This window comes from Dietzia sp. oral taxon 368 (assembly GCF_002999155.1).
GTDB classification, from domain to species: Bacteria; Actinomycetota; Actinomycetes; order Mycobacteriales; family Mycobacteriaceae; genus Dietzia; species Dietzia cinnamea.
In genome coordinates this window covers 310875-337687 of sequence record NZ_CP027238.1, presented here as the reverse complement: position 1 = coordinate 337687, position 26813 = coordinate 310875, and the positions used below count along the sequence as shown (strand labels likewise).

The following is a 26813-nucleotide window of genomic DNA, read 5'->3' as shown; positions in this document are numbered from 1 at the left end:
AGGACGCATGACGGCACCAGAGCAGCGCGTGCCCAAGCAGGACCGCAGCCGCATCACGCGGGAGCGACTGCTCGGTGCCTCCATCGACCTCCTCGCCACCCAGGGGTGGGCGGCGACCACCGTCGGAGCGGTGGCCGCCGCCGCCGGCGTCTCACGGGGCGCCGCCCAGCACCACTTCCCGACCCGCGAGGACCTCATCACGGCCGCGCTCGGTCACATGATCGAGCAGCGCATTTCCGACGTCCGACGGGGCGGGCTCGATCTGCCCGAGCCCGGGCCCGAGCGGACCGTCGCCGTGGTGGGGTTCATCGTTCAGCACTACACCTCGAACCTGTTCAAAGCCGCCCTGCACGTGTGGACCGCCGCGGCGAGCGATCCGGCGCTCCGTGACCGGGTCCTGCCCCTCGAGAACCACATGTCACGCGAGGTGCTGGCCATCGCCGCGGCGGCACTCGGTCGGGACGCCGCCGACGTCCGCGTGCGACGCGGGCTCCAGACCACCCTCGACCTCGCCCGCGGGCTCGGCCTCGCCGACGTCCTCTCGGACGACTCCGAGCGGCGTGAGAAGATCGTGCGGTTCTGGGCGCAAACCCTCGACGGCGTCCTCGAGGAGACCCCCGAGTCGCCGTCCGGGGATGTCGCGAACGCCTCATTTTGACCGTCACTCCTCCGGGCGGTTAGGCTTGACCATCGTGCTCGCAGTATGCGAGCTGGAGGATCGTGCCCTGTAGGCCAGCGAGAGCGGCTGACGAGGTCGCCCGTGCGCGGCGACAGGTGCGCGAGAGTCCGGATACGAGCCATGTCCCAGAGACCGGTGGTCGCCCTCGACGGAGGCCGCCAGCTAGAGAAAGTCGGTTCATGCCAACCATCAACCAGCTGGTCCGCAAGGGCCGCCAGGACAAGAAGTCGGCGACGTCGACGGCTGCCCTCAAGGGTTCGCCTCAGCGTCGCGGCGTGTGCACCCGCGTGTACACCACGACCCCCAAGAAGCCGAACTCCGCGCTCCGTAAGGTCGCCCGTGTGCGCCTGACCAGCGGCGTCGAGGTCTCCGCCTACATCCCCGGCGAGGGCCACAACCTGCAGGAGCACTCGATGGTGCTCGTGCGCGGCGGTCGTGTGAAGGACCTCCCGGGTGTCCGTTACAAGATCATCCGCGGCTCGCTCGACACCCAGGGTGTGAAGGACCGCAAGCAGGCCCGCTCCCGCTACGGCGCCAAGAAGGAGAAGTAATGCCTCGTAAGGGTCCCGCCCCGAAGCGCCAGCTCATCAACGACCCGGTCTACGGGTCGCCGCTGGTCACCCAGCTCGTGAACAAGATCCTCCTCGACGGTAAGAAGACCACCGCCGAGCGCATCGTCTACTCGGCGCTGGAGATCTGCCGCGAGAAGACCGGAACCGACCCGGTCATCACCCTCAAGAAGGCCCTGGACAACGTCCGCCCGGCCCTCGAGGTCCGCTCCCGTCGTGTCGGCGGCGCCACCTACCAGGTGCCCGTCGAGGTCCGCCCCGGGCGTTCGACGACCCTGGCGATGCGCTGGCTGGTGACCTTCTCCCGGCAGCGTCGCGAGAACACGATGGTCGAGCGTCTCGCCAACGAGATCCTGGACGCCGCCAACGGCCTGGGTGCCGCGGTCAAGCGTCGCGAGGACACGCACAAGATGGCCGAGGCCAACCGGGCGTTCGCGCACTACCGCTGGTGATCCGGTGGGGCCGTGGCCGGGGCGGTGTCGGGAACGACCCCCCCGGCCAGGGTCCCGCGGTCACCCGCCGGGTGGCATCATTGAACAAGGCCCGTACCGGCCGCACCGAGTGCGGGTACCGGCAGTAACACCGACCCGGTTCGGACGGTCGACACCGACCGCACGGGCCACCGACGACTCACAATCGGGAGAATCCGTGGCACAGGACGTGCTGACCGACCTCAACAAGGTCCGAAACATCGGCATCATGGCGCACATCGACGCCGGTAAGACCACCACGACCGAGCGCATCCTGTTCTACACGGGTGTCAACCGCAAGGCCGGCGAGACCCACGACGGCGCGTCGACCACCGACTGGATGGAGCAGGAGAAGGAGCGCGGCATCACGATCACCTCGGCCGCGGTGACCTGCTTCTGGAACGACAACCAGATCAACATCATCGATACCCCGGGTCACGTCGACTTCACAGTCGAGGTCGAGCGCTCGCTCCGCGTGCTCGACGGCGCCGTCGCCGTCTTCGACGGCAAGGAGGGCGTCGAGCCCCAGTCCGAGCAGGTCTGGCGCCAGGCCGAGAAGTACGACGTCCCCCGCATCTGCTTCGTCAACAAGATGGACAAGCTGGGTGCGGACTTCTACTACACGGTCCAGACCATCATCGACCGTCTCGGCGCCAAGCCGCTGGTCCTGCAGCTGCCGATCGGTGCCGAGGACCAGTTCGACGGCATCGTCGACCTGCTCACCATGAAGGCCCACGTCTGGCCGGGTAAGACCGAGATCGGCGCCGAGGCGCAGATCCAGGACATCCCGGCCGAGCTCCAGGAGAAGGCCGAGGAGTACCGCGAGAAGCTCCTCGAGACCGTCGCCGAGAGCAGCGAAGAGCTCATGGAGAAGTACTTCGGCGGCGAAGAGCTCACCCTCGACGAGATCAAGGCGGCCATCCGCAAGATGACCGTCAACTCCGAGGTGTACCCGGTCCTGTGCGGTTCCGCGTACAAGAACAAGGGCATCCAGCCGATGCTCAACGCGGTCATCGACTTCCTCCCGACCCCGCTCGACATCGGCGAGGTCCACGGCCACAAGGTCGGCGACGAGGAGACCGAGATCCTCCGGAAGCCGTCCAAGGACGAGCCGTTCTCCGCGCTGGCGTTCAAGATCGCCGTGCACCCCTTCTTCGGTAAGCTCACGTTCGTGCGCGTCTACTCGGGTCGGGTCGAGCCGGGTGCCCAGGTCGCCAACTCGACCAAGGGCAAGAAGGAGCGTGTCGGCAAGCTCTTCCAGATGCACGCCAACAAGGAGAACCCGGTCGACGAGGCCGTGGCCGGCAACATCTACGCCTTCATCGGACTCAAGGACACCACCACCGGTGACACGCTGTGCGACCTGAACGACCAGGTCGTCCTCGAGTCGATGACGTTCCCGGACCCGGTTATCGACGTCTCCATCGAGCCCAAGACCAAGGCCGACCAGGAGAAGCTGTCGACCGCCATCCAGAAGCTCGCCGAGGAAGACCCCACCTTCTCCGTGCGCCTGGACGAGGAGACCGGTCAGACGGTCATCGGCGGCATGGGCGAGCTGCACCTGGACGTCCTCGTGGACCGTATGAAGCGCGAGTTCAAGGTCGAGGCCAACGTCGGCAAGCCGCAGGTCGCGTACCGTGAGACCATCAAGGGCTCGATCGACAAGTACGACTACACCCACAAGAAGCAGACCGGTGGTTCCGGTCAGTTCGCGAAGGTGCAGATCGCGCTCGCGCCGCTCGATCAGGAGGCCGTCGAAGAGGGCGAGACCTACCAGTTCAGCGACAAGGTCACCGGTGGCCGCGTCCCCAAGGAGTACATCCCCTCCGTGGACGCCGGTATCCAGGACGCGATGCAGTACGGCATCCTCGCCGGGTACCCGATGGTCAACATCAAGGCCACCCTGGTCGACGGCGCGTACCACGAGGTGGACTCGTCCGAGATGGCGTTCAAGGTCGCGGGTTCGATGGCCTTCAAGGAGGCCGCCCGTAAGTGCCAGCCCGTGATCCTGGAGCCGCTCATGGCCGTCGAGGTCGTGACGCCGGAGGACTACATGGGTGACGTCATCGGCGACCTCAACTCCCGCCGCGGCCAGGTCAACGCGATGGAGGAGCGCTCCGGCGCCCGCGTCGTGAAGGCCAACGTGCCGCTTTCCGAGATGTTCGGCTACGTCGGTGACCTCCGGTCGAAGACGCAGGGCCGGGCCAACTACTCGATGGTCTTCTCCCACTACGCCGAGGTCCCGGCGAGCGTGGCCAAGGAGATCATCGCCAAGGCGACCGGCGAGTGACCGGTACGGCTCCGGTGCGTCTGTGAAGGCGCGCCGGGGCCGATGCCGGCGGCGCACGGTCGAACCTCCGGGTGGCCGCCGGTTCGTGCCTCACGGCACGATGAGTAAGATCAGACCCCACACAATGCAGTGCCCACCTCGACGGGTGGGGACAGACCAGTCCAGGAGGACAACAAGTGGCGAAGGCGAAGTTCGAGCGGACGAAGCCGCACGTTAACATCGGCACCATCGGTCACGTCGACCACGGTAAGACCACCACCACCGCGGCCATCACCAAGGTTCTGGCGGACACCTACCCCGAGCTCAACGACGCCTTCGCGTTCGACGAGATCGACAAGGCGCCGGAGGAGAAGGCTCGTGGCATCACGATCAACATCTCCCACGTCGAGTACCAGACCGAGAAGCGTCACTACGCGCACGTCGACGCCCCCGGTCACGCCGACTACATCAAGAACATGATCACCGGTGCCGCCCAGATGGACGGCGCGATCCTGGTCGTGGCGGCCACCGACGGCCCGATGCCCCAGACCCGTGAGCACGTGCTGCTCGCCCGTCAGGTCGGCGTGCCCTACATCCTCGTCGCCCTCAACAAGTGCGACATGGTCGACGACGAGGAGATCCTCGAGCTCGTCGAGATGGAGGTCCGCGAGCTGCTGGCCTCGCAGGAGTTCGACGAGGACGCCCCCGTCGTGCACATCTCGGCGCTGAAGGCGCTCGAGGGTGACGAGAAGTGGGTCCAGGCCGTTCGTGACCTCATGCAGGCCTGCGACGACTCGATCCCCGATCCCGAGCGTGAGACGGACAAGCCGTTCCTCATGCCCGTCGAGGACGTCTTCACGATCACCGGCCGTGGCACCGTCGTCACCGGTCGTATCGAGCGTGGCCGGATCAACGTCAACGAGGACGTCGAGCTCATCGGCATCCGCGACAAGGCCACCAAGACCACCATCACGGGCATCGAGATGTTCCGTAAGCTGCTCGACTACGGCGAGGCCGGCGACAACGTCGGTCTGCTGGTGCGTGGCCTCAAGCGCGAGGACGTCGAGCGCGGCCAGGTCGTCATCAAGCCGGGCGCCTACACCCCGCACACCACGTTCGAGGGTCAGGCGTACATCCTGTCCAAGGACGAGGGTGGCCGTCACACGCCGTTCTTCAACAACTACCGCCCGCAGTTCTACTTCCGTACCACGGACGTGACCGGCGTCGTGACCCTCCCCGAGGGCACCGAGATGGTCATGCCGGGCGACAACACCGAGATGAGCGTCGAGCTCATCCAGCCGGTCGCGATGGACGAGGGCCTGCGGTTCGCCATCCGTGAGGGTGGCCGCACCGTCGGCGCCGGCCAGGTCACGAAGATCATCAAGTGATCGAGTGATCCCACGGCGCGGGTGAGCAACTCGCGCTACTCGTGAAGGGCGTCCCACCAAGAGGTGGGGCGCCCTTCACGCATTCGCTGGCGGCGGTGGTCCCGAGTCGATCATCGTCGGCGGCCCAGGATGCTCATGGCGACGGACAGGCCGACCGCGGCGACCCCCGCGAACGCCGTGACGGCGACCGCGGCGACCTGTTCGGCGCTGGCGCCGTGATCGCCGCGACCGGCGCCCACCACGCCGTGTCGCCTGTCGACCTCTTCGAGAGCGCGCAGGAGCGCGTCGGGATCGCCGCCCTTGTCGGGATGATGGCGGAGGACGGCCTGCCGCCTGTCCCTTCGATAGGCGACCGGGTCACGGGGTTCACGTCGACTGTTCACGGGCAGATCTCCTAGTGGGCGGACGCGGTCGTTGATCTCCCCGACGGTACCCACATCAGCATGCCCGACGCGGCGATGTCCGGGCCGAGGCGGTGCGGGAGTAAGGCGTCGGGCCCGCCGATTTTGCCCTCGGCCACGATGTACTGCATACTGGTCGAGTTGCCCGGACAAGGCGGCGTCTGCGTATGGGTCCTCAGGGATCGGTGCGCTGGGTCGGGTTGGCCGGGCGAGCACGACAGTGGCGGGTGAGCGATCACCCGCCGGGAAAGCGGGAGGGCGACACGCCCGACTGCGTGGACGCGTCGTGACACGTCAACAGCGGCAGCGGATCGGTCCGCCGTCATCCTCGCCTCGCGCGAGTGTGCGGCATCCCGTCCTCTGGGGGTCTCGTAGTCGTGTCACGTGTGTGCACGGGGGAGCCCTCCACGACGGGCACCGATGCACGGGACCGGGTTATCGACGGTCTGACGGTGTCACGTATGACAAGCGAACACAGTAGTGTCCCCGCGCGGCGAGGGCGCTCACGACAGCCGCCTTCACGGGCGGGAGGAGAAGAGGACGAAGTGGCGGGACAAAAGATCCGCATCCGGCTCAAGGCCTATGATCACGAGGCCATCGACGCATCGGCGCGCAAGATCGTCGAGACGGTGACCCGTACGGGTGCTCGTGTCGTCGGCCCCGTGCCGCTGCCCACCGAGAAGAACGTCTACTGCGTCATCCGCTCGCCGCACAAGTACAAGGATTCGCGTGAGCACTTCGAGATGCGTACCCACAAGCGGTTGATCGACATTCTCGACCCCACGCCGAAGACCGTGGACGCGCTCATGCGCATCGACCTGCCTGCCAGCGTCGACGTCAACATCCAGTGACCTCCGACCGCGTAGCGGTCAGCAAGCAACGTGCAGCGGAGACAGTGAACAGATGAGTAACACCGAGATCAAGGGCATCCTGGGCGCCAAGCTCGGCATGACCCAGGTCTTCGACGAGAACAACCGGGTGGTCCCGGTGACCGTCGTGAAGGCCGGGCCGTGCGTCGTGACCGGGATTCGTACCGAAGAGAACGACGGCTACAACGCCGTCCAGATCGCGTTCGGCGCGATCGACCCCCGCAAGGTCACCAAGCCGGTCGCGGGTCAGTTCGAGAAGGCCGGGGTCACCCCGCGCCGGCATATCGCCGAGATCCGGCTCGACAACGCCGAGCAGGCCTCCGGCTTCGAGATCGGCCAGGAGATCGGCGCCGACGTGTTCGAGGACGGTGCCTTCGTCGACGTCACCGGCACGTCGAAGGGCAAGGGGTTCGCCGGCACCATGAAGCGCCACGGCTTCGCTGGTCAGGGCGCCTCGCACGGTACCCAGGCGGTGCACCGTAAGCCCGGTTCCATCGGAGGCGCCTCGACGCCCGGCCGCGTCTTCAAGGGCAAGGCCATGGCCGGCCGCATGGGCAACGAGCGTGTGACCACCATGAACCTCAAGGTCCACAAGGTTGACGCCGAGGCCGGCGTCCTCCTCATCAAGGGAGCCATCCCGGGTCGCAACGGCGGCCTCGTGATGGTCCGTTCCGCTGTGAAGGGCGGTGCGCGCGCATGACCACGACGGAGAACACCGTGAACCTCAAGCTGGATGTCCGTACCCCGGCCGGCTCGACCGACGGCTCGGTCGAGCTCCCCGCCGAGATCTTCGGCGTCGAGCCCAATCTGCCCCTGATGCACCAGGTCGTGGTGGCCCAGCTCGCCGCGGCGCGCCAGGGCACCCACTCGACCAAGACCCGCGGCGAGGTCCGCGGCGGCGGTCGTAAGCCGTTCCGCCAGAAGGGCACCGGCCGCGCCCGTCAGGGCTCGACCCGCGCCCCCGCCTACACCGGCGGCGGCACGGTCCACGGCCCCAAGCCGCGCGACTACTCGCAGCGCACGCCCAAGAAGATGAAGGCCGCCGCTCTGCGTGGCGCCCTGTCCGACCGGGCCGCCAGCGAGCGTATCCACGTGGTCACCGAGTTCGTCGAGGGCCAGAAGCCGTCGACCTCCGGTGTCCGTGACTTCCTCGGCACCCTGTCCGACCGGAAGAAGTTCCTGATCGTCGTCGGCCGCGAGGACCTCGCCGCGTGGCGCTCCGCCGCCAACCTCGATCATGTCCACCCGATCGCTCCGGATCAGCTCAACACCTACGACGTCCTGAACGCCGACGACGTCGTGTTCTCGGTCGAGGCTCTGGACGCGTTCGTCACGCAGGCGAGCCGTTCGCTCGCCGGCAAGGCTGCGAAGGAGGCCGACAAGTGAGCACCGTCGCCGATCCCCGGGACGTGATCCTCGCCCCGGTCGTCTCCGAGAAGGCATACGGCCTGCTCGAGCAGGGCGTGTACACGTTCCTGGTGGCCCCGGACGCCAACAAGACGCAGATCAAGATCGCCATCCAGGAGATCTTCGGCGTCACGGTGGAGTCCGTGAACACCGCTAACCGTCAGGGCAAGCGCAAGCGCACCCGCACCGGGTACGGACAGCGCAAGAGCACCAAGCGCGCCATCGTGACCCTCGCGGCCGACAGCAAGCCCATCGAGATCCCGGGTCTGACCGCCTGAGGGCGGGAAGAGTTAAGGACGAGAGAACCTCATGGCTATCCGCAAGTACAAGCCCACGACCCCCGGTCGTCGCGGCTCGAGCGTCTCGGACTTCGCCGAGATCACCCGCTCGACGCCCGAGAAGTCGCTGTTGCGCCCGCTCAGCAAGACCGGCGGCCGTAACGGCCACGGCCGCATCACCACCCGCCACAAGGGCGGTGGGCACAAGCGTCAGTATCGTGTCATCGACTTCCGTCGGAACGACAAGGACGGCGTGCTCGCCACCGTGGCGCACATCGAGTACGACCCGAACCGCACCGCGAACATCGCGCTCCTGCACTACGCGGACGGCGAGAAGCGCTACATCCTCGCCCCCCGCAACCTCAAGCAGGGCATGAAGGTGGAGTCGGGCGCAGGCGCCGACATCAAGACCGGCAACAACCTGCCGCTCCGCAACATCCCCGCCGGCACGGTCGTGCACGCGGTGGAGCTGCGCCCGGGCGGCGGCGCCAAGATGGCCCGCGCGGCCGGCGCCGGTATCCAGCTGCTCGGCAAGGAGGGCACCTACGCGTCCCTGCGTATGCCGTCCGGTGAGATCCGCCGGGTCGACGTGCGCTGCCGCGCCACGATCGGCGAGGTCGGCAACGCCGAGCAGGCCAACATCAACTGGGGTAAGGCCGGCCGCATGCGGTGGAAGGGCGTCCGCCCGACCGTCCGTGGTGTGGTCATGAACCCCATCGACCACCCGCACGGTGGTGGCGAGGGCAAGACGTCCGGTGGACGTCACCCCGTCAGCCCGTGGGGCCAGCCCGAGGGCCGGACCCGCAAGCCCAACAAGGCGAGCGACAGCCTCATCGTCCGTCGCCGTCGCACCGGTAAGAAGCGCTAAGGAGGGAAACTAGGATGCCTCGTAGTCTCAAGAAGGGTCCGTTCGTCGACGAACACCTCCTCGCGAAGGTGGACGTGCAGAACGACAAGGGCACTCATCAGGTCATCAAGACCTGGTCGCGTCGCTCGACGATCCTGCCCGATTTCATCGGCCACACGTTCGCCGTCCACGACGGCCGCAAGCATGTGCCCGTGTTCGTGTCCGACTCGATGGTGGGTCACAAGCTCGGCGAGTTCGCGCCGACGCGCACGTTCAAGGGGCACATCAAGGACGATCGGAAGAGTAAGCGTCGATGAGCACTGACACCCAGAAGAACGACGCGCAGGCCGAGCAGAAGCTCACCGCCCGCGCCACCGCTAAGTTCGTCCGCGTCACGCCCATGAAGGCGCGTCGTGTGATCGACCTGGTCCGAGGCAAGGACGCCTCTGACGCGCTGGACATCCTGCGGTTCGCCCCGCAGTCCGCCAGCGAGCCGGTCGCCAAGGTTCTGGCGTCGGCGATCGCGAACGCCGAGAACAACCTGGATCTGGATCCCCGGACCCTGGTCGTCACCACGGCGTACGCCGACGAGGGGCCGACCCTGAAGCGGTTCCGTCCGCGCGCCCAGGGCCGGGCCTTCCGCGTGCGGAAGCGCACGAGCCACATCACCGTCGAGGTGACCAGCGTGCCCGAGAAGGCCGGATCCGGCCGGGGACGTCGTAACCAGGGAGGTGCCCGCTAAATGGGACAGAAGATCCATCCGCACGGCTTCCGTCTGGGCATCACCTCGGACTGGACGTCCAAGTGGTTCGCCGACAAGCAGTACGCCGACTACGTGTCCGAGGACATCAAGATCCGCCAGCTCCTGTCGAAGGGCATGGAGCGGGCCGGCATCTCGGGCGTGGACATCTCGCGTACCCGTGACCGAGTCCACGTGGACATCCACACCGCCCGTCCCGGCATCGTGATCGGTCGTCGTGGCGCCGAGGCCGACCGCCTGCGTGGCGAGCTCGAGAAGCTCACCGGCAAGCAGGTCCACCTCAACATCCTCGAGATCAAGAACACCGAGGCCGACGCCCAGCTCGTCGCCCAGGGCATCGCCGAGCAGCTGTCCAACCGCGTCGCCTTCCGCCGCGCGATGCGCAAGGGCATCCAGTCCGCCATGCGCCAGCCGCAGGTCAAGGGCATCAAGGTGGTCTGCTCGGGCCGTCTCGGCGGTGCCGAGATGTCCCGCTCGGAGCGCTACCACGAGGGCCGCGTCCCGCTCCACACCCTGCGTGCCGAGATCGACTACGGCACCTACGAGGCCAAGACGACCTTCGGTCGCATCGGCGTCAAGGTGTGGATCTACAAGGGCGACGTCGTGGGCGGTCGCCGCGAGTCCGACCAGTACGCCCAGTCCAGCAACCGCGGTGGCGCTGACCGTGGCCCGCGCCGCGAGCGCGGTGCCGGCCGGCCCCGTCGCTCCGGCGCCCAGGGCACCACGGCCACCAGCACCGAGACCGGCCGCGCCGGCTCGGCTGCCCCGGCCGAGGCGCCCGCAGAAAACAAGGAGGCCTGACCGTGCTGATCCCGAAGCGCGTCAAGCACCGCAAGCAGCACCACCCCGGCCGCAGCGGTGCGGCCAAGGGCGGCACCAAGGTGACGTTCGGTGACTACGGCATCCAGGCCCTCGAGCCGGCGTACGTCACCAACCGTCAGATCGAGTCCGCTCGTATCGCCATCAACCGCCACATCAAGCGTGGTGGCAAGGTCTGGATCAACATCTACCCGGACCGTCCGCTGACCAAGAAGCCCGCCGAGGTCCGCATGGGTTCCGGTAAGGGCTCGGTCGAGTGGTGGGTCGCCAACGTCAAGCCGGGGCGCATCCTCTTCGAGATGTCGTACCCGAACGAGGAGACCGCTCGCGAGGCGCTTCGCCGCGCGCAGCACAAGCTCCCCTGTAAGACCCGCATCGTGACCCGGGAGGAGCAGTTCTGATGGCTAGTGGAACCACCGCCCCCGAGCTGCGCGAGCTCGACGCGGAAGCGCTGACCGCGCGTCTGCGTGAGGCCAAGGAAGAGCTGTTCAACCTGCGCTTCCAGATGGCCACCGGTCAGCTGACCAACAACCGTCGCCTGCGTGTCGTCCGTCACGACATCGCTCGCATCTACACTGTCATGCGCGAGCGCGAGCTCGGGCTGTCGGCGGCGCCGGGTGATGCCAAGTGAGTGACAAGGAAGCAGTTGTGACTGAGTCCAACGAGAACACCGAGCGCAACAGCCGCAAGGTGCGGATCGGGTACGTCGTGTCCGACAAGATGGAGAAGACCATCGTCGTCGAGCTCGAGGACCGCGTGAAGCACCCGCTGTACGGCAAGATCATGCGACGTACGGAGCGCGTCAAGGCGCACGACGAGACCAACACCGCCGGTGTCGGCGACCGCGTGCGGATCATGGAGACCCGCCCGCTGTCCGCCTCGAAGCGGTACCGCCTCGTGGAGGTCCTGGAGCGCGCCAAGTAGGTCCGCCCCGCTCCACACGAGCAACCCGCCCCTGGGATTCCCGGGGGCGGGTTGTTCGCATTTGTCACATGAGTAGACGCTGATACGACGGGGAACGTACTGTGTCATCGGCCCGGGTACGGACCGGAGCCTCACACACGACAGCGACATCGCCCAGCCAGGACAGGACGCCACATGACCGTACGAGTGGATAATCACCAGCGGAAGGAAGTGCGAGCCGGGGCCGCCCGCGGATTGCGCGCCCTCGCCGCGTCGGCAGCCGCGGTGGCTCTGATCGCCGGCGGGGCCGTGCCGGCCGCCGCGCAGAGCCCCGACGCCGGATCGATCGGGCCGGGGTCCGTCGACCCTGCGTCCCTGGCGCCGAGCGTCGTGCCCGGGAGCCTGTTCGGGGTACCGTCGCTGAGTATTGCCGCCTCGACCCATCTCGGCGCGCCGATCCCGTTGACGGGCGTCCTCGGATCACTCGCGGACGCCGGGTCCGGGGATTTCGCCCGCCCCGGCAGCTCGCTGCCGCCCGGGCAGCCGATAGCGGTCCGCGACAAGTCGATCACCCGGTCCGAGGTGCGGAGCATAGATCCGCTCTTCCCCGCGTCCCCACACGAGGTCGACGGGCGCGCCGAGGTCTGGACGGTCACGTCGGCGACGATGCAGCGGGTCGTGCGGGTGGAGGTCTACCGCGCTCCCGCGGGCGTCGACGCCCCCAACGTCTACTTCCTCGACGGTGTGGGCAGCGAGTCCCCCTCGGGCTGGAGCGGTGGCATGGGCTGGGGCGATCCGGCCGTGCGCGACCTCGACGTCAACGTGATCGCGCCGACCGGCGCTCCGTCATCGATGTGGTCCGACTGGCGGACCGACGATCCGGTCCTCGGCCCCAACAGCTGGGAGACGTTCCTGACCGAGGAGCTGCCGCCGCTGCTCGAGCAGGGTCTCGAAGGCACCGCCGACGGGCTCGCGCACAACGTGGACTGGGGCGTGTTGGGCGTCTCGATGGGGGCGGCGTCGGCGCTCCACCTGGCCAACTCCACTCCGGAGATGTTCAGCGGGGCCGGGGGAGTGTCGGGTGCCTATTCGACACTGGACGAGCTCGGGTACCAGTACGCCCGTCTGACCGTGGCCGCCCGCCACGGTGAGGTGACCAACATGTGGGGACCACGGGGATCGCAGGCGTGGGAGGACCACGACACGGTCGCCGACCCGAGCGGGCTGGCCGGACAGTCCGTGTTCCTCAGCGCTGCCACCGGGCTCGTCGGATCGACCGAGCTGGGGTACTTCGGGAGTAACGAAGTCGTGCTGCTCGACGGCCACATCCTCGAGAAGGGGTCCTACGAGAGCACCCGCGCGCTCGAGGGCGCACTGCGCGGGGTCCCGGATGTCGATCTGCAGGTCGTCTACATGGACGCGGGTATCCACAACTGGCCGACCTTCGTCCCGCAGATGCTTCCGGGGCTGCAGCACATCCTCTCCGGGCTCGATGCCGCCGTTCCCAACTCGCGGGCCACGACCGGGGGAGTGGCGGATCGCGAGCACAGCCCGCTCGGCTCCCTGGGCTCGGCCGGCTCGGCCGGCTCTTCGGGCGGGACGGGCTCGGCCGGCGCCTCCGGATCGCTCCGCACGGTGGGCGGCGGCTCGGCGGGGTCGGGCGGCAGCTGACCGGGATTTGGGCCGCGGAGCAGCCGCACCCTACACTGGAACAGTTGCCCGAGCTGTCGCGCACCTTTCGCGCGCCCGGGCGGCATGACCGCGTGTGTCGGGTCGGTATCCGGCACACATCGAACAGACCTGGTCAGGAGAACCATGATCCAGCAGGAGTCGCGGCTGAAGGTCGCCGACAACACGGGTGCCAAGGAGATTCTCTGCATCCGCGTTCTCGGCGGGTCCAAGCGTCGCTATGCGGGCGTGGGCGACATCATCGTCGCCACCGTCAAGGACGCCATCCCCGGCGGCAACGTCAAGAAGGGTGAGGTCGTCAAGGCCGTCATCGTGCGCACCGCCAAGGAGCGCCGTCGCCCGGACGGGTCGTACATCAAGTTCGACGAGAACGCCGCCGTCATCATCAAGAACGACAACGACCCGCGTGGCACGCGCATCTTCGGGCCCGTCGGCCGCGAGCTGCGCGACAAGAAGTTCATGCGCATCGTCTCGCTGGCTCCGGAGGTGCTCTGACATGAAGGTTCACAAGGGCGACACCGTGCTCGTCATCTCGGGCAAGGACAAGGGCGCGAAGGGCAAGGTCATCCAGGCCTTCCCCGCCCAGGAGAAGGTCCTCGTCGAGGGCGTCAACCGCATCAAGAAGCACACCTCCAACTCGGCTGCCGAGCGTGGCGCCTCCTCCGGCGGCATCGTCACCCAGGAGGCCCCGATCCACGTGTCCAACGTGATGGTCGTGGACGCCGACGGCACCCCGACCCGGGTCGGAATCCGCACCGACGAGAACGGCAAGCGCGTCCGTGTCTCGCGTAAGACCGGGAAGGACCTGTGACCATGACCGATACCGCTCTTCCCACCGGCTACACCCCGCGCCTCAAGGCGAAGTACCGTAGCGAGATCAAGCCGGCGCTGAACGAGACGTTCGAATACGCGAACGTCATGCAGATCCCGGGCGTCGTCAAGGTCGTCGTCAACATGGGCGTCGGCGACGCCGCTCGCGACGCCAAGCTCATCAACGGCGCGATCAACGACCTCACCCTGATCACCGGCCAGAAGCCGGAGGTCCGGCGGGCCCGCAAGTCCATCGCGCAGTTCAAGCTGCGTGAGGGCATGCCCATCGGCGCGCGCGTCACCCTCCGTGGCGACCGCATGTGGGAGTTCCTGGACCGTCTGACCACCGTCGCCCTGCCGCGTATCCGCGACTTCCGCGGCCTCTCCGGCAAGCAGTTCGACGGTCACGGCAACTACACCTTCGGTCTCAACGAGCAGACGATGTTCTACGAGATCGACGTCGACAAGGTCGATCGTCCGCGCGGTATGGACATCACTGTCGTCACCACCGCGACGAACGACGAAGAGGGCCGGGCGCTTCTCAAGCACCTCGGATTCCCCTTCAAGGAGAACTGATCCTCTCCTGACAGGCCGGACCGGCCGTCCTCGCCGGGGCACCGCATCGCGGGTCCCCGGCGACGGGCAGACGGCCCAGTCGTCTGGTCGTGAACAGTGAGAAGAGCACTGTGAACGGCGGGACACCCGAGCGCCCCACGGGGAGCCGGATCCCATACAAGAGAACATTCGCACTCTTCGTGATAGGCCCACGGCGTTCGCGGGCGACCCACAGGTCGCCGGGCGGGCGTGTTGCATGGGAACCGTTACGAGAAAGGAACATGGTCCATCCATGTCGATGACCGATCCCATCGCGGACATGCTGACGCGTGTGCGTAACGCCAACTCGGCGTTCCACGACACCGTGTCGATGCCGCATTCCAAGCTCAAGGGCAACATCGCGGCGATCCTCAAGCAGGAGGGTTACATCGCCGACTACGCCGTCTCCGACGCCGAGGTGGGCAAGAAGCTCACCATCGATCTGAAGTACGGCCCGTCCCGCCAGCGGAGCATCCAGGGCATCAAGCGCATCTCGAAGCCGGGTCTGCGTGTGTACGCCAAGTCCACCGAACTGCCCAAGGTCCTCGGCGGGCTGGGCGTCGCGATCATCTCGACGTCCCAGGGTCTGCTCACCGACCGTCAGGCGAACAACAAGAAGGTGGGCGGGGAAGTCCTCGCCTACGTCTGGTAAGGGGGCGACGAAATGTCACGTATCGGCAAGGCTCCGATCACAGTCCCGTCCGGTGTCGACATCAAGGTCGACGGCCAGACCATCACGGTCAAGGGCCCCAAGGGTGAGCTCACCCAGGTGCTGCCCGAGCCCATCTCGGTGACAGTCGAGGAGGGCACCCTCACGGTGAACCGTCCCGACGACCACCGCGACAACCGCTCCCTGCACGGCCTCTCCCGCTCGCTGGTCAACAACATGGTCGTGGGCGTGACCGAGGGTTACAAGCAGGACATGGAGATCTTCGGCGTCGGATACCGCGTCGTGGCCAAGGGCTCGGACCTCGAGTTCGCCCTCGGTTACTCGCACCCGGTGCCGGTCGCCGCCCCGGCGGGCATCACGTTCGCCGTCGACGGTGCGACCAAGTTCTCGATCTCCGGTATCGACAAGCAGCAGGTGGGCCAGATCGCCGCCAACATCAAGCGACTGCGGAAGCACGACCCGTACAAGGGCAAGGGCATCCGCTACGCCGGCGAGCAGGTCCGTCGCAAGGTCGGAAAGACGGGTAAGTGATCATGAGCAGCACCAAGAAGCGTTCCCCGCTGGGAACCGACGCCTCGACCGCACGTCGCGAGGGTCGGGCCCGGCGCCATTACCGCCTCCGCAAGAAGGTCTCCGGCACGCCGGAGCGTCCGCGGTTGGTCGTCAACCGCTCCTCGCGCCACATCCACGCCCAGATCGTCGACGACCTGGCGGGCCGTACGCTCGCCGCCGCGTCGACCATCGAGGCCGATGTGCGGTCCCTCGAGGGCGACAAGAAGGCCCGCAGCGCGAAGGTCGGCCAGCTCCTGGCCGAGCGCGCCAAGGCCGCCGGCATCGACGCCGTCGTGTTCGACCGTGGCGGCAACAAGTACCACGGCCGGATCGCGTCGCTCGCCGACGCCGCCCGCGAGGGTGGGCTGGAGTTCTGATGATCAACACCACTGCACTGACCGCGAATGGAAGGACCGTCTGATGCCGGGACGTCAGCGTCGTGACGGCGGAGGCAACGGACCCGCCGCAGACAACAAGAACACCAACGACAACGCCCAGGGGCGCGGCGGCGACCGCGGCCGCGGGCGGGGCCGCGACGACCGTCGTGGCCGCCACGACGACGAGAAGTCGCAGTACATCGAGCGCGTCGTCACCATCAACCGCGTCTCCAAGGTCGTGAAGGGCGGTCGGCGTTTCAGCTTCACCGCGCTCGTGATCCTCGGTGACGGCAACGGTATGGTCGGCGTCGGCTACGGCAAGGCCAAGGAAGTCCCCGCGGCCATCCAGAAGGGCAATGAGGAGGCCCGGAAGAACTTCTTCCGCGTCCCGCTCATCGGCTCCACGATCCCGCACCCCATCCAGGGTGAGGCCGCCGCCGGTGTCGTCATGCTGCGTCCGGCGTCCCCGGGTACCGGTGTCATCGCCGGTGGCGCCGCGCGCGCCGTGCTCGAGGCCGCCGGCGTCAACGACATCCTGTGCAAGTCGCTCGGGTCGGACAACGCCATCAACGTCGTTCACGCGACCGTGGCCGCCCTCAAGGGTCTGCACCGTCCAGAGGAGGTCGCGGCCCGTCGCGGCCTGCCGATCGAGGACGTCGCGCCCGCGGGCATGCTCCGCGCGCGTGCCGGACAGGGGGCCTGACCATGGCGAACCTCAAGATCACCCAGGTCCGTGGGACCGTCGGGACCAAGAAGAACCAGCGGGACTCCCTGCGTACGCTCGGCCTCAAGGGCATCCGGAAGTCGGTCGTGCGTGAGGACAACGCGCAGACCCGGGGTCTCATCAACGTCGTGAACCACCTCGTCGTGGTCGAAGAGACGGAGTGAGAATGACCATCAAGTTGCACCACCTGCGTCCCGCGCCGGGCGCCCACACCGACAAGATCCGCGTTGGTCGCGGTGAAGGCGGCAAGCGGGGCAAGACGGCCGGTCGCGGTACCAAGGGCACCAAGGCGCGTAAGAACGTCCCCGCGGCGTTCGAGGGCGGCCAGATGCCGATCCACATGCGGCTCCCGAAGCTCAAGGGCTTCAAGAACCGCAACAAGGTCGTCTTCCAGGTCGTCAACGTGTCCGACATCCAGCGGCTGTTCCCCAACGGCGGCGAGATCGGCGTGACCGAGCTCGTCGACGCGGGCGCTGTCCGCAAGAACCAGCCGGTCAAGGTTCTCGGTGACGGGGAGATCTCCGTCGCCGTCACACTGACCGTCGACAAGGTCTCCGCGTCGGCCAAGAGCAAGATCGAGGCCGCGGGCGGAAGCGTGTCGGAGGCCGGGGCCTGATCCCCGGTAGGCCCGCCGAGGGCCGCTGAGGTGCGCAGGGGTCGGGTCCGAGAGTCTCGGATCCGGCCCCTGCCCTCGTCTTGATAGAGTTTTCCCGTTGTGCGCTCCGGGCCCGGCATCCGCCGTGCGGTCCATGTGACCCGCGCCCGGCGCATCTGCTTACGACGACCGGCGGCCCACGGCCGACCACGACCAGGAGGACATGTGCTCTCCGCACTCGCGTCCGCGATCAAGGACCGGGACCTGAGGAAGAAGATCCTCTTCACCCTCGGGATCATCATCCTCTACCGGATCGGCGCGCAGATCCCGTCGCCCGGCGTCGATTACCCCAAGTTGCGCGGCCTGCTCGACACCGCGATGACCGGGGACAACGCCCAGTTGTACTCCCTGGTCAACCTGTTCTCCGGTGGCGCGCTGCTGCAGCTGTCCGTCTTCGCGATCGGCATCATGCCGTTCATCACGGCGAGCATCATCGTCCAGCTACTCACCGTGGTCATCCCTTACTTCGAGCAGCTGAAGAAGGAGGGGCAGTCCGGCCAGGCCAAGATGACGCAGTACACGCGCTATCTGACCATCGCGCTGGCCGTGCTCCAGTCCGCCGGCATCGTCGCGTTGGCCGACCGGGGACAGCTCCTCGGTAACGGGCAGTCCGTTCTCATGGACGACGACGTGCTCACGCTCATCACGATCGTGATCGTCATGACCGCCGGTGCGGCCCTGGTGATGTGGTTCGGCGAGCTCATCACCGATCGCGGCGTCGGCAACGGCATGTCGCTGCTCATCTTCGCCGGCATCGCGTCCCGTATCCCCGCAGAGGGCGTGAACATCTACCAGAACTCCTCGACGATGAAGTTCGCCGCGGTCATGTTCGCGGTCGTGCTCATCGTCGTCGCCGTCGTCTTCGTCGAGCAGGGACAGCGCCGGATCCCCGTCCAGTACGCCAAGCGGATGGTCGGTCGCCGTCAGTACGGCGGGACCTCGACCTACCTCCCGCTGAAGGTCAACCAGGCGGGGGTCATCCCCGTGATCTTCGCGTCGTCGCTCATGTACGTGCCGATCCTCATCACCCAGCTGGTGCAGGGCCCCGAGCCGTCGGGTGACGGTTTCTGGCAGCGCTACGTGATGCAGTACCTCCAGAACCCGTCGAGCTGGGGCTACATCGTCCTGTATTTCGCCCTCATCATCTTCTTCGCGTACTTCTACGTGGCCATCCAGTTCGACCCGATGGAGCAGGCCGAGAACATGAAGAAGTACGGCGGATTCATCCCCGGGATCCGTCCCGGTCGCCCGACCGCCGAGTACCTGGGCTACGTCCTCAACCGGATCCTGCTCTTCGGTTCGCTGTACCTCGGCCTCATCGCCGTGCTCCCGAACATCTTCCTCGACATGGGCAGCGGGGGTGGCGACATGCAGAACATGCCGTTCGGCGGCACCGCCGTGCTCATCATGGTCTCCGTGGGCCTCGACACGGTGAAGCAGATCGAAGCCCAGTTGATGCAGCGCAACTACGAGGGCTTCCTCAAGTAGCCGCGGCCTCGTCCGAGCAACCCCACTGTAGAAAGGCAGGTCCCCACCATGCGTCTCGTCCTCCTCGGCCCTCCCGGTGCCGGTAAGGGAACCCAGGCGGCTCTGTTGTCGGAGAAGCTCGGCGTGCCCCACATCTCGACCGGTGACCTCTTCCGCGCCAACATCTCGCAGGGCACCGATCTGGGCAAGGAGGCGAAGGGGTACATCGACTCCGGAAACCTGGTCCCGGCCGAGCTGACCAACCGCATGGTCAAGGCCAGGATCGCCGAGCCCGACGCCGCGGAGGGCTTCCTGCTCGACGGATACCCCCGCAGCGTCGCGCAGGCGGACGCCCTCAAGGACATGCTCTCCGAGGCGGGGTGCTCCCTCGACGCGGTGCTGGAGTTCAAGGTCGACGACGACACGGTCGTCCAGCGGATGCTGGCCCGCGGTCGCGAGGACGACACCGAGGACGTCATCCGCAACCGCATGTCGGTGTACCGGTCCGAGACCGCCCCTCTGCTCGAGTACTACGCGGGCGACGTCAAGAGCATCGACGCCGTCGGTTCGGTCGAGGAGATCAACGCCCGCGCGCTCGCCGCGCTGGGTCGCTGACGCCCGCCGTGCTCGGCCGGTCGCGCAAGGGCGTCGTCGCCGCCCGCACAGCGGGGGAACTGGACGCGATGGAGGCGGCGGGGCGCATCGTCGGCCGCACGCTCATCGCGGTCCGGGACGCCGCCGTCCCGGGCGCGACGACAGGTGATCTCGACGAGGTCGCTGAGCAGGTGATCCGCGAGTCCGGCGCCATACCGTCCTTCAAGGGGTACGAGGGTTTCCCCGGCTCCATCTGTTCCTCGGTCAACGAGGTCGTGGTGCACGGGATCCCCGGACCGGAGACGGTGCTGCGGGAAGGGGACCTCGTCTCTATCGACTGCGGAGCCATCCTCGAGGGATGGCACGGGGACTCGGCGTGGACGTTCGGCGTGGGCTCCCTCGCGCCCGATGTCGCCGCCCTCAACGACGCGACACGTGAGGTCCTCGAGGTGGGCATGCGCGCGATGCTCCCGGGGAACAGGTTGACCGACGTGTCGCACGCGCTCGAGGTGGCCACCCGGCGGGCCGAGGAACGGCACGGCGTCTCACTCGGGATCGTCGACGGTTTCGGCGGCCACGGCATCGGCCGTGAGATGCACGAATGGCCGTTCCTCGCCAACGAGGGCAAGCCCGGTAGGGGACCGCGCCTCCAGGAGGGGTCGGTCCTGGCGATCGAGCCGATGCTGGTTCTCGGCGGAGAGACCGACACGCGGACCCTGTCGGATGACTGGACGGTCGTCACCGTCGACGGCTCGCCGGCCTCGCACTGGGAACACACCGTCGCCGTCACAGCGGACGGGCCCCGGATCCTCACCCCCCGTCCACTCGGCTGAGGCGGGTCGTCCCGCGCCCCGGAGGGCGCAGGCCGGCCCGGGGGCCGGCGTCGCTCGGGCCCGGGGGGCCGGCCGCGGACGACCGCGGTCGGGTTAGCATGTTCTCTCGGTTCAGATCGGCCTGAAAGGTCAGGGCATGCCAACACCCGTCCGCGTTCCCCGGGAACTCCCCACGTCAGTGCGTCCCGCGGTCGCGGTCCTGGTGATGCTCTCCCTCGTGCTAGCGCAGGCCCTGCTCGTAACGCAGGGAGCCGCCGCACAATCCGTTGCGGAGGGCGGCGCGGGGTCGATCGCGGAGGACCCGCAGCCCGGACCCTTCTACCACGCTGACCCGCAGGCGCTCGCGGATGCGGCGCCGGGCCGGGTCATCAACTCCAGGACCGTGACGATGCCGGTATTCCTCGGGTACGGCGTCACCGAGATCGCGTACCGGTCCACGGACACTCGGGACCGGCCGCTGCTGGCCACCGCGACCGTGGTCCGGCCCCATCACGCCCGCCCCGACGGCCCGGTCCTGAGCTACCAGCACTACCTCAACGCGTTGGGGCAGCGGTGTGCGCCCACCGAGACCCTCGTGCACCCCACCCTCGAGACCGTGCAGGACAACGCCATGGTCTTCCTCCGGTCCCGTCTGGACCAGGGCTGGACCGTCATCATCCCGGACCATCTGGGACCCAAGGTCGCATACCCGGGGGGACAGCTGTCCGGGCGCATCGTCCTCGACGGCATGCGGGCGGTGCGGGATGACCCTCGTTTCGATTCCCGGAACAGCCGGTTCGGCGCGCTGGGGTACTCGGGGGGCGGCATCGCCAGTGCCTGGGTCTCGCTCCTGCACGACGACTACGCCCCCGACGTGAACCTGGTGGGCGTTGCGAAGGGCGGCGTCCCGACGGACATGACCACGATGGCGCGGATGATCGGCAACCAGCCGCACCCGGCGTTCGGGTTGGCGTTCGCCGCCGCGGTGGGGATGGCCCGTGAGTACCCGGAAGCGATCCGTCTCGAGGAGAAGCTCACCCCTGACGGTTGGCATCTCTACCACCAGCTGAAGGGCCGGTGTACCGCGACGCTGCTGACCTTCGGCGCGTTCCGGTCGGTCCCGATGGTCCTGCGTGGCGGCGACCTCATGGCGGAGGAGGGGCTCATGCGCGCATTCGCCGAGAACAGCGTCCGCCTCAGTCCGGATGTGCCGCGGGTGCCGGTGTTCATGTGGCATTCCGGCACCGATCCTCTCGTGCCGTTCTGGGACGCGGAGGAGACGGCGAAGCGGTACTGCCGCGAGGGGGCGCCGGTCACCTGGGAACCCGGCCTTGCGCCCGAGCATCTGTTGGGCGCGGTGGAGAAGCTGCCGGCGGCCATGAACTGGCTACAGCAGCGGTTCGAGGGCGCCCCCGCCGGTCGCGCCTGCTACGTCTGACAGGTGGCCGGGCGGGCCGGTTCGTCGCGATTGGCGCTGACCAGCGACCTCGCGTAGGCTTATACGTCGGTGTGCCCACCAGTGCACCACAATCCGGTAGACGTCATCCGGGGAATCGTGGAGGACCGTAACCAGCATGGCAAAGAAAGACGGAGCCATCGAGGTCGAGGGCCGTGTCGTCGAGCCGTTGCCGAACGCAATGTTCCGCGTCGAGCTCGAGAACGGGCACAAGGTCCTCGCCCACATCAGCGGGAAGATGCGGCAGCACTACATCCGCATCCTCCCGGAGGATCGCGTGGTCGTGGAGCTCTCGCCCTACGACCTGACGCGTGGACGGATCGTCTACCGCTACAAGTAAAGACGCTCAACTCCCCGTACCAGCCGCCGCCTCCGCGAAAGGGGTCGGCGGGTTCGTACCCCCGGTTGCGGAGGCCGGGGCCCCGGACGGTTGCTCATCGAGAGATGACCATCCGGATCGGGGACGGTCGGGGAGCAGACCTACCGCACGACGAAAGAGATACGCCACATGGCACGCCTTGCCGGCGTCGATCTCCCACGCGACAAGCGCATGGAGATCGCGCTCACCTACATTTTCGGCATCGGTCGCACCCGGTCGCTGGAGATCCTGGAGCGTACGGGTATCAGCCCCGATCTGCGCACCAAGGACCTCTCCGACGAGCAGCTGACCGTCCTTCGTGACGACATCGAGGGCAACTACAAGGTGGAGGGTGACCTCCGCCGCGAGATCCAGGGCGATATCCGCCGGAAGATCGAGATCGGTAGCTACCAGGGACTGCGTCACCGTCGTGGCCTGCCCGTCCGTGGTCAGCGCACCAAGACCAATGCCCGTACCCGTAAGGGTCCGAAGAAGACCGTCGCCGGAAAGAAGAAGTAATGCCCCCCAAGTCACGCGCTGCGGGCCCGAAGAAGACGGGCCGTCGCAAGGATAAGAAGAACGTGCCCCTGGGCCAGGCCCACATCAAGAGCACGTTCAACAACACCATCGTCTCGATCACCGACCCGTCCGGTGGCGTCCTCGCATGGGCGTCCTCCGGCCACGTCGGCTTCAAGGGCTCGCGTAAGTCGACGCCCTTCGCCGCCCAGCTCGCCGCCGAGAACGCGGCCCGCAAGGCGCAGGAGCACGGCGTCAAGAAGGTCGACGTGTTCGTCAAGGGCCCCGGCTCGGGACGTGAGACCGCGATCCGCTCCCTCCAGGCCGCCGGCCTCGAGGTGGGCACGATCTCCGATGTCACCCCCCAGCCCCACAACGGCTGTCGTCCGCCCAAGCGGCGTCGAGTCTGAGCCGGAAGGAACGCACTAGACCATGGCACGTTACACCGGCCCCGTCACCCGCAAGTCCCGCCGTCTCGGCGTGGACCTCGTGGGTGGAGACACCGCATTCGAACGTCGGCCCTTCCCGCCCGGTCATCACGGCCGTGCGCGGATCAAGGAGTCCGAGTACCGCACCCAGCTGCAGGAGAAGCAGAAGGCCCGCTTCACCTACGGCGTGATGGAGAAGCAGTTCCGTCGCTACTACGAGGAGGCCAACCGCCGCGCCGGTAAGACCGGTGAGAACCTCCTCCAGATCCTCGAGTCGCGGCTGGACAACGTCGTGTACCGCGCGGGTCTCGCGCGGACGCGCCGCCAGGCCCGTCAGCTCGTGGCGCACGGCCACTTCCTGGTCAACGACCAGAAGGTGACCATCCCGAGCTACCGCGTCTCGCAGTACGACATCATCGATGTCCGTCCCAAGTCCACCAAGATGGACTGGTTCGAGATCGCCCAGGAGACGCTCGGTGAGCGTCCCGTCCCGGCGTGGCTGCAGGTCGTCCCCACGACCCTGCGGATCCTCGTCCACCAGCTCCCCGAGCGCGCCCAGATCGAGGTGCCGCTGCAGGAGCAGCTGATCGTCGAGCTCTACTCGAAGTGATCTGTCCTCCCTCGTCGCCGGGCGGGCCGCACACCGCGGCCCGCCCGGCGACGGTGGGTTCCCACGGCGTCAAATAGCGGGCGCCGAGAATCGAAAGAGGTAGCACATGCTCATCTCCCAGCGGCCCACCCTCACCGAGGAGGTCGTCTCCGAGAACCGCTCGCGGTTCGTGCTCGAGCCCCTCGAGCCCGGTTTCGGCTACACCATCGGCAACTCGCTGCGGCGCACGCTGCTGTCGTCCATCCCGGGCGCGGCCGTGACCAGCATCCGCATCGAGGGCGTCCTGCACGAGTTCACCACCGTGCCGGGCGTCAAGGAGGATGTCACCGACATCATCCTCAACCTCAAGGGCCTGGTCGTCTCGTCCGTCGAGGACGAGCCGGTCACCATGTACCTCAAGAAGCAGGGGCCGGGTGCCGTCACCGCCGGTGACATCGTCCCGCCCGCCGGCGTCGAGGTGCACAACCCGGACCTGCACATCGCCACTCTCAACGAGAAGGGCCGTCTGGAGATCGAGCTGGTCGTCGAGCGCGGCCGTGGCTACGTGCCCGCCGGGCTCAACAAGGACGCCGGCCACGAGATCGGCCGGATCCCGGTCGACTCGATCTACTCGCCCGTCCTCAAGGTGACCTACAAGGTCGAGGCGACCCGTGTGCACCAGCGCACGGACTTCGACCGCCTGGTCTTGGACGTCGAGACCAAGAACTCGATGACCGCCCGTGACGCCCTGGCGTCCGCCGGTAAGACCCTCGTCGAACTCTTCGGTCTCGCCCGTGAGCTCAACGAGGAGGCGGAGGGGATCGAGATCGGGCCCAGCCCGGCCGAGGCCGACCACATCGCCGCCTACGGCATGCCCATCGACGACCTGGACCTGTCGGTCCGGTCCTACAACTGCCTCAAGCGCGAGGGCGTCCACACGGTGGGCGAGCTCGTGGCCCGCAGCGAGTCGGACCTGCTCGACATCCGCAACTTCGGCCAGAAGTCGATCGACGAGGTCAAGGTCAAGCTCGTCGAGCTGGGCCTGTCGCTCAAGGACGCGCCCCCCGGATTCGATCCCGCCTCGGTCGCCGGCTACGACGCCGAGACCGGGACGTGGACCGACGAGGGCGGCGAGGATTACGCCGAGACCGAGCAGCTCTGACGAGCGCCCGGAACACCATTCCTAGGAGAATCTGATGCCCAAGCCCAAGAAGGGCGCCCGCCTCGGCGGATCCGCCGCCCACCAGCGGCTCATCCTCTCGAACCTGGCCACCCAGCTGTTCGAGCACGACGCCATCCGCACCACGGAGACCAAGGCGAAGCTGCTGCGCCCGTACGCGGAGAAGCTCATCACCAAGGCCCGCCGCGGCACGCTGGCCGACCGTCGTGAGGCCGCCAAGGTCATCCGCGACAAGGACGTCCTGCACAAGCTGTTCGCCGAGATCGGCCCGCGCGCGGCCAACCGCGACGGTGGCTACACCCGGATCGTCAAGCTCGAGAACCGCAAGGGCGACAATGCGCCCATGGCGATGATCGCGCTCGTGACCGAGGAGCTCGCCTCCGCGGAGGCCTCCCGCGCCACCCGCGCCGCCGCCTCCAAGGCCGCCGCCGCCCCGGCCGCCGCCGAGTCGACCGATGACGTGACCGCCGAGGCCGAGGCCAACAGCCCGATCGCCGACCAGGTCGAGGGCGCCGACGACGCCCAGGTGGACGCCGTTGAGGAGACCGCCGAGGCCGTGTCCGAGGACGCGACCCACGCCGAGGGTTCGGACGCCGACAAGGCCTGATCCGCCCCGGTACGAGATGCAGGGCCCCGTCACCGCACCCGCGGAGACGGGGCCCTCGTCGTACACGCCTCCGGTCAGAGCACGTCCGCGACCGCCTCGGCCATCGCCCGGTGCCCCGCAGCCGTGGGGTGCGTCGGGTGCGAGGCGGTCTCGATGCCGGTGAAGTCGGTGTAACGCCCCGCCACCGGCGCGCAGGCGTGGCGGCTCGCGGCGTCGTCGGGCAGGACCGCCGCGGCGCCCGCGCGGTCCGCGGCGTCCACGACGACCCGGTTGATCCGCTCGGTGACGGAGCGCGTCCAGTCCACGTCACCGGGGCTCATCCGGTCCACGAAGTCGCAGCTGTCGAGCTCGGGCACCAGCGGGAGGTACGCGGTGGTGACGATCCGGGCATCGGGCGAGCGCTCGCGGATGCCGGCGTACACGTCATCCAGTCGGCCCGCCAGCCCGGCCAGCGCGTCCGAGGTGACGCCGTCCAGCCGCTCGCGGCAGGGCGCACCGTCGGCGACTCGGGCTGTCCGCATCACGCATCCCACGATGTCGCCGAACCCGATGTCGTTGCCGCCGATCGACAGGGTCACCAGGTCCGTCTCGGCGGTGAGGGCGTCGAACTGCGGCGGGGTCTCGGGGATCTGGGGTGCGGTCATGTCCACCGTCCGCGCTCCGCCGCAGGTGGCGTCGATGAACTCGCCCGGCCGGATGTCGCCGGCGAGCAGAGACGGGTAGTTGCGGGTGGAGCGCAGGCACGCCTCCGGCCCGCTCGTCGGGGCGTTGGTCGGACCCAGGGCGGCGAACGAGTCGCCGAGTGCCACGTACCGGGCCACGGCGGTGTCGGGCGGTCCTGCGATGTCGGTGGGCGCGGGAGGGGACGCGGGGGGCGGGGCCTCGTCGTCGCTCCCGGAACAGGCCCCCAGCGTGAGGGCGACGGCTACGCCGACGGCGAGGAGCGCGGCATTGCGTGGGCGGCTACGCGCGGCGCGGTGCGGGGGACGGACCGACGGGGCGGGCCACCCCGGCGCCGGTCGGGACGGGGACGACGGTGGGCGCGGCGACGACATGGGGCCATCGTGCCGGACCGG

At 68.0% G+C, this 26813-nt stretch carries 38 protein-coding genes; 36 read left to right on the top strand and 2 right to left on the bottom strand.

Annotated features, from left to right (window positions below; genetic code table 11):
- The first annotated feature begins 7 nt into the window (after positions 1–7).
- The 5 genes from C3V38_RS01685 (at position 8) to tuf (ending at position 5375) form a co-directional block, all read left to right on the top strand.
- Positions 8–658 (top strand): TetR/AcrR family transcriptional regulator, encoded by a 651-nt coding sequence (locus C3V38_RS01685; protein ID WP_061228288.1) that lies wholly within the window; start codon positions 8–10, stop codon positions 656–658.
- Between the two features lie 200 nt (positions 659–858).
- A complete protein-coding gene (gene rpsL, locus C3V38_RS01680) occupies positions 859–1230 on the top strand; it encodes a 30S ribosomal protein S12 (RefSeq protein ID WP_007628148.1) in 372 nt (123 codons plus the stop codon).
- A complete protein-coding gene (rpsG, locus tag C3V38_RS01675; RefSeq protein ID WP_061228289.1) occupies positions 1230–1700 on the top strand; it encodes a 30S ribosomal protein S7 in 471 nt (156 codons plus the stop codon). Before rpsL ends, rpsG begins: the two co-directional genes overlap by 1 nt.
- Before the next feature lie 196 nt (positions 1701–1896).
- Complete coding sequence (gene fusA, locus C3V38_RS01670; RefSeq protein ID WP_061228290.1) at positions 1897–4008, top strand: elongation factor G; 2112 nt, start codon at positions 1897–1899, stop codon at positions 4006–4008.
- Positions 4009–4184: 176 nt separating this feature from the next.
- A complete protein-coding gene (tuf, locus tag C3V38_RS01665; protein WP_061228291.1) occupies positions 4185–5375 on the top strand; it encodes an elongation factor Tu in 1191 nt (396 codons plus the stop codon).
- 110 nt (positions 5376–5485) lie between these two features.
- On the opposite strand, the gene C3V38_RS01660 is transcribed toward tuf, so the two are convergent.
- Entirely contained in the window at positions 5486–5758 is a 273-nt protein-coding gene (locus C3V38_RS01660) for a hypothetical protein (protein WP_061228292.1), read from the bottom strand.
- Between the two features lie 563 nt (positions 5759–6321).
- On the opposite strand from C3V38_RS01660, the gene rpsJ reads away from it, so the two are divergent.
- The 31 genes from rpsJ (at position 6322) to rplQ (ending at position 25737) form a co-directional block, all read left to right on the top strand.
- Entirely contained in the window at positions 6322–6627 is a 306-nt protein-coding gene (gene rpsJ / locus C3V38_RS01655) for a 30S ribosomal protein S10 (RefSeq protein ID WP_003938093.1), read from the top strand.
- A gap of 52 nt (positions 6628–6679) precedes the next feature.
- On the top strand, positions 6680–7345 hold the full coding sequence (gene rplC, locus C3V38_RS01650) for a 50S ribosomal protein L3 (RefSeq protein WP_061228293.1): 666 nt from the start codon (positions 6680–6682) through the stop codon (positions 7343–7345).
- On the top strand, positions 7342–8031 hold the full coding sequence (gene rplD, locus C3V38_RS01645; RefSeq protein WP_061228294.1) for a 50S ribosomal protein L4: 690 nt from the start codon (positions 7342–7344) through the stop codon (positions 8029–8031). Before rplC ends, rplD begins: the two co-directional genes overlap by 4 nt.
- Positions 8028–8330 (top strand): 50S ribosomal protein L23, encoded by a 303-nt coding sequence (rplW, locus tag C3V38_RS01640; RefSeq protein WP_007628130.1) that lies wholly within the window; start codon positions 8028–8030, stop codon positions 8328–8330. Before rplD ends, rplW begins: the two co-directional genes overlap by 4 nt.
- A 31-nt stretch (positions 8331–8361) precedes the next feature.
- Positions 8362–9198: a 50S ribosomal protein L2 gene (gene rplB, locus C3V38_RS01635; RefSeq protein WP_061228295.1), complete on the top strand. Its 837-nt coding sequence runs from the start codon at positions 8362–8364 to the stop codon at positions 9196–9198.
- Between the two features lie 14 nt (positions 9199–9212).
- The gene (gene rpsS, locus C3V38_RS01630; RefSeq protein WP_007628126.1) at positions 9213–9494 is read left to right on the top strand and encodes a 30S ribosomal protein S19; all 282 of its coding nucleotides are present in this window, start codon (positions 9213–9215) and stop codon (positions 9492–9494) included.
- Positions 9491–9919, top strand: a complete 429-nt coding sequence (gene rplV, locus C3V38_RS01625; RefSeq protein WP_061228296.1) for a 50S ribosomal protein L22 — start codon at positions 9491–9493, stop codon at positions 9917–9919. Before rpsS ends, rplV begins: the two co-directional genes overlap by 4 nt.
- Complete coding sequence (gene rpsC / locus C3V38_RS01620; protein WP_007628122.1) at positions 9920–10738, top strand: 30S ribosomal protein S3; 819 nt, start codon at positions 9920–9922, stop codon at positions 10736–10738.
- A 2-nt stretch (positions 10739–10740) separates the two neighbouring features.
- Positions 10741–11157 (top strand): 50S ribosomal protein L16, encoded by a 417-nt coding sequence (gene rplP / locus C3V38_RS01615; protein WP_007628120.1) that lies wholly within the window; start codon positions 10741–10743, stop codon positions 11155–11157.
- Positions 11157–11387: a 50S ribosomal protein L29 gene (rpmC, locus tag C3V38_RS01610; RefSeq protein ID WP_007628118.1), complete on the top strand. Its 231-nt coding sequence runs from the start codon at positions 11157–11159 to the stop codon at positions 11385–11387. The genes rplP and rpmC overlap by 1 nt, the downstream gene beginning before the upstream one ends.
- Positions 11384–11680, top strand: a complete 297-nt coding sequence (rpsQ, locus tag C3V38_RS01605) for a 30S ribosomal protein S17 (protein WP_174521529.1) — start codon at positions 11384–11386, stop codon at positions 11678–11680. The genes rpmC and rpsQ overlap by 4 nt, the downstream gene beginning before the upstream one ends.
- A gap of 210 nt (positions 11681–11890) precedes the next feature.
- Complete coding sequence (locus tag C3V38_RS01600) at positions 11891–13330, top strand: alpha/beta hydrolase family protein (protein WP_254426048.1); 1440 nt, start codon at positions 11891–11893, stop codon at positions 13328–13330.
- Positions 13331–13474: 144 nt separating this feature from the next.
- On the top strand, positions 13475–13843 hold the full coding sequence (rplN, locus tag C3V38_RS01595) for a 50S ribosomal protein L14 (protein WP_007628112.1): 369 nt from the start codon (positions 13475–13477) through the stop codon (positions 13841–13843).
- Between the two features lies 1 nt (position 13844).
- The gene (rplX, locus tag C3V38_RS01590) at positions 13845–14159 is read left to right on the top strand and encodes a 50S ribosomal protein L24 (protein ID WP_007628110.1); all 315 of its coding nucleotides are present in this window, start codon (positions 13845–13847) and stop codon (positions 14157–14159) included.
- 2 nt (positions 14160–14161) lie between these two features.
- The gene (gene rplE, locus C3V38_RS01585; protein WP_043566766.1) at positions 14162–14734 is read left to right on the top strand and encodes a 50S ribosomal protein L5; all 573 of its coding nucleotides are present in this window, start codon (positions 14162–14164) and stop codon (positions 14732–14734) included.
- A 271-nt stretch (positions 14735–15005) separates the two neighbouring features.
- Positions 15006–15404 carry a 30S ribosomal protein S8 gene (gene rpsH, locus C3V38_RS01580; protein WP_007628106.1) on the top strand — a complete coding sequence of 133 codons (399 nt, stop codon included), beginning with the start codon at positions 15006–15008 and terminating at the stop codon, positions 15402–15404.
- A gap of 12 nt (positions 15405–15416) precedes the next feature.
- Complete coding sequence (rplF, locus tag C3V38_RS01575) at positions 15417–15953, top strand: 50S ribosomal protein L6 (RefSeq protein WP_061228297.1); 537 nt, start codon at positions 15417–15419, stop codon at positions 15951–15953.
- Between the two features lie 2 nt (positions 15954–15955).
- Positions 15956–16351, top strand: a complete 396-nt coding sequence (gene rplR / locus C3V38_RS01570; RefSeq protein ID WP_007628102.1) for a 50S ribosomal protein L18 — start codon at positions 15956–15958, stop codon at positions 16349–16351.
- Between the two features lie 43 nt (positions 16352–16394).
- Entirely contained in the window at positions 16395–17054 is a 660-nt protein-coding gene (gene rpsE / locus C3V38_RS01565) for a 30S ribosomal protein S5 (protein WP_007628100.1), read from the top strand.
- A gap of 2 nt (positions 17055–17056) precedes the next feature.
- Positions 17057–17239 carry a 50S ribosomal protein L30 gene (gene rpmD / locus C3V38_RS01560; protein ID WP_007628098.1) on the top strand — a complete coding sequence of 61 codons (183 nt, stop codon included), beginning with the start codon at positions 17057–17059 and terminating at the stop codon, positions 17237–17239.
- A 2-nt stretch (positions 17240–17241) separates the two neighbouring features.
- Positions 17242–17691: a 50S ribosomal protein L15 gene (rplO, locus tag C3V38_RS01555; RefSeq protein ID WP_061228298.1), complete on the top strand. Its 450-nt coding sequence runs from the start codon at positions 17242–17244 to the stop codon at positions 17689–17691.
- Positions 17692–17895: 204 nt separating this feature from the next.
- Positions 17896–19218 carry a preprotein translocase subunit SecY gene (gene secY, locus C3V38_RS01550; protein ID WP_061228299.1) on the top strand — a complete coding sequence of 441 codons (1323 nt, stop codon included), beginning with the start codon at positions 17896–17898 and terminating at the stop codon, positions 19216–19218.
- Between the two features lie 48 nt (positions 19219–19266).
- The gene (locus C3V38_RS01545; protein WP_061228300.1) at positions 19267–19812 is read left to right on the top strand and encodes an adenylate kinase; all 546 of its coding nucleotides are present in this window, start codon (positions 19267–19269) and stop codon (positions 19810–19812) included.
- A gap of 8 nt (positions 19813–19820) precedes the next feature.
- Positions 19821–20624, top strand: coding sequence for a type I methionyl aminopeptidase (map, locus tag C3V38_RS01540; protein ID WP_061228301.1), 804 nt, complete (start codon positions 19821–19823; stop codon positions 20622–20624).
- A gap of 136 nt (positions 20625–20760) precedes the next feature.
- Positions 20761–22041, top strand: coding sequence for a lipase family protein (locus C3V38_RS01535; RefSeq protein ID WP_082767653.1), 1281 nt, complete (start codon positions 20761–20763; stop codon positions 22039–22041).
- Positions 22042–22177: 136 nt separating this feature from the next.
- The gene (gene infA / locus C3V38_RS01530; protein WP_010541191.1) at positions 22178–22399 is read left to right on the top strand and encodes a translation initiation factor IF-1; all 222 of its coding nucleotides are present in this window, start codon (positions 22178–22180) and stop codon (positions 22397–22399) included.
- Positions 22400–22567: 168 nt separating this feature from the next.
- Positions 22568–22936 carry a 30S ribosomal protein S13 gene (rpsM, locus tag C3V38_RS01525; RefSeq protein WP_061228302.1) on the top strand — a complete coding sequence of 123 codons (369 nt, stop codon included), beginning with the start codon at positions 22568–22570 and terminating at the stop codon, positions 22934–22936.
- A complete protein-coding gene (rpsK, locus tag C3V38_RS01520; protein WP_043566757.1) occupies positions 22936–23343 on the top strand; it encodes a 30S ribosomal protein S11 in 408 nt (135 codons plus the stop codon). The genes rpsM and rpsK overlap by 1 nt, the downstream gene beginning before the upstream one ends.
- Before the next feature lie 22 nt (positions 23344–23365).
- The gene (gene rpsD / locus C3V38_RS01515) at positions 23366–23971 is read left to right on the top strand and encodes a 30S ribosomal protein S4 (protein ID WP_007628084.1); all 606 of its coding nucleotides are present in this window, start codon (positions 23366–23368) and stop codon (positions 23969–23971) included.
- 106 nt (positions 23972–24077) lie between these two features.
- Positions 24078–25112: a DNA-directed RNA polymerase subunit alpha gene (locus tag C3V38_RS01510; protein ID WP_007628082.1), complete on the top strand. Its 1035-nt coding sequence runs from the start codon at positions 24078–24080 to the stop codon at positions 25110–25112.
- Positions 25113–25146: 34 nt separating this feature from the next.
- Positions 25147–25737, top strand: coding sequence for a 50S ribosomal protein L17 (gene rplQ, locus C3V38_RS01505; protein ID WP_061228304.1), 591 nt, complete (start codon positions 25147–25149; stop codon positions 25735–25737).
- Positions 25738–25811: 74 nt separating this feature from the next.
- On the opposite strand, the gene C3V38_RS01500 is transcribed toward rplQ, so the two are convergent.
- Positions 25812–26792: an SGNH/GDSL hydrolase family protein gene (locus C3V38_RS01500; protein WP_106384960.1), complete on the bottom strand. Its 981-nt coding sequence runs from the start codon at positions 26790–26792 to the stop codon at positions 25812–25814.
- Positions 26793–26813 lie beyond the last annotated feature (21 nt).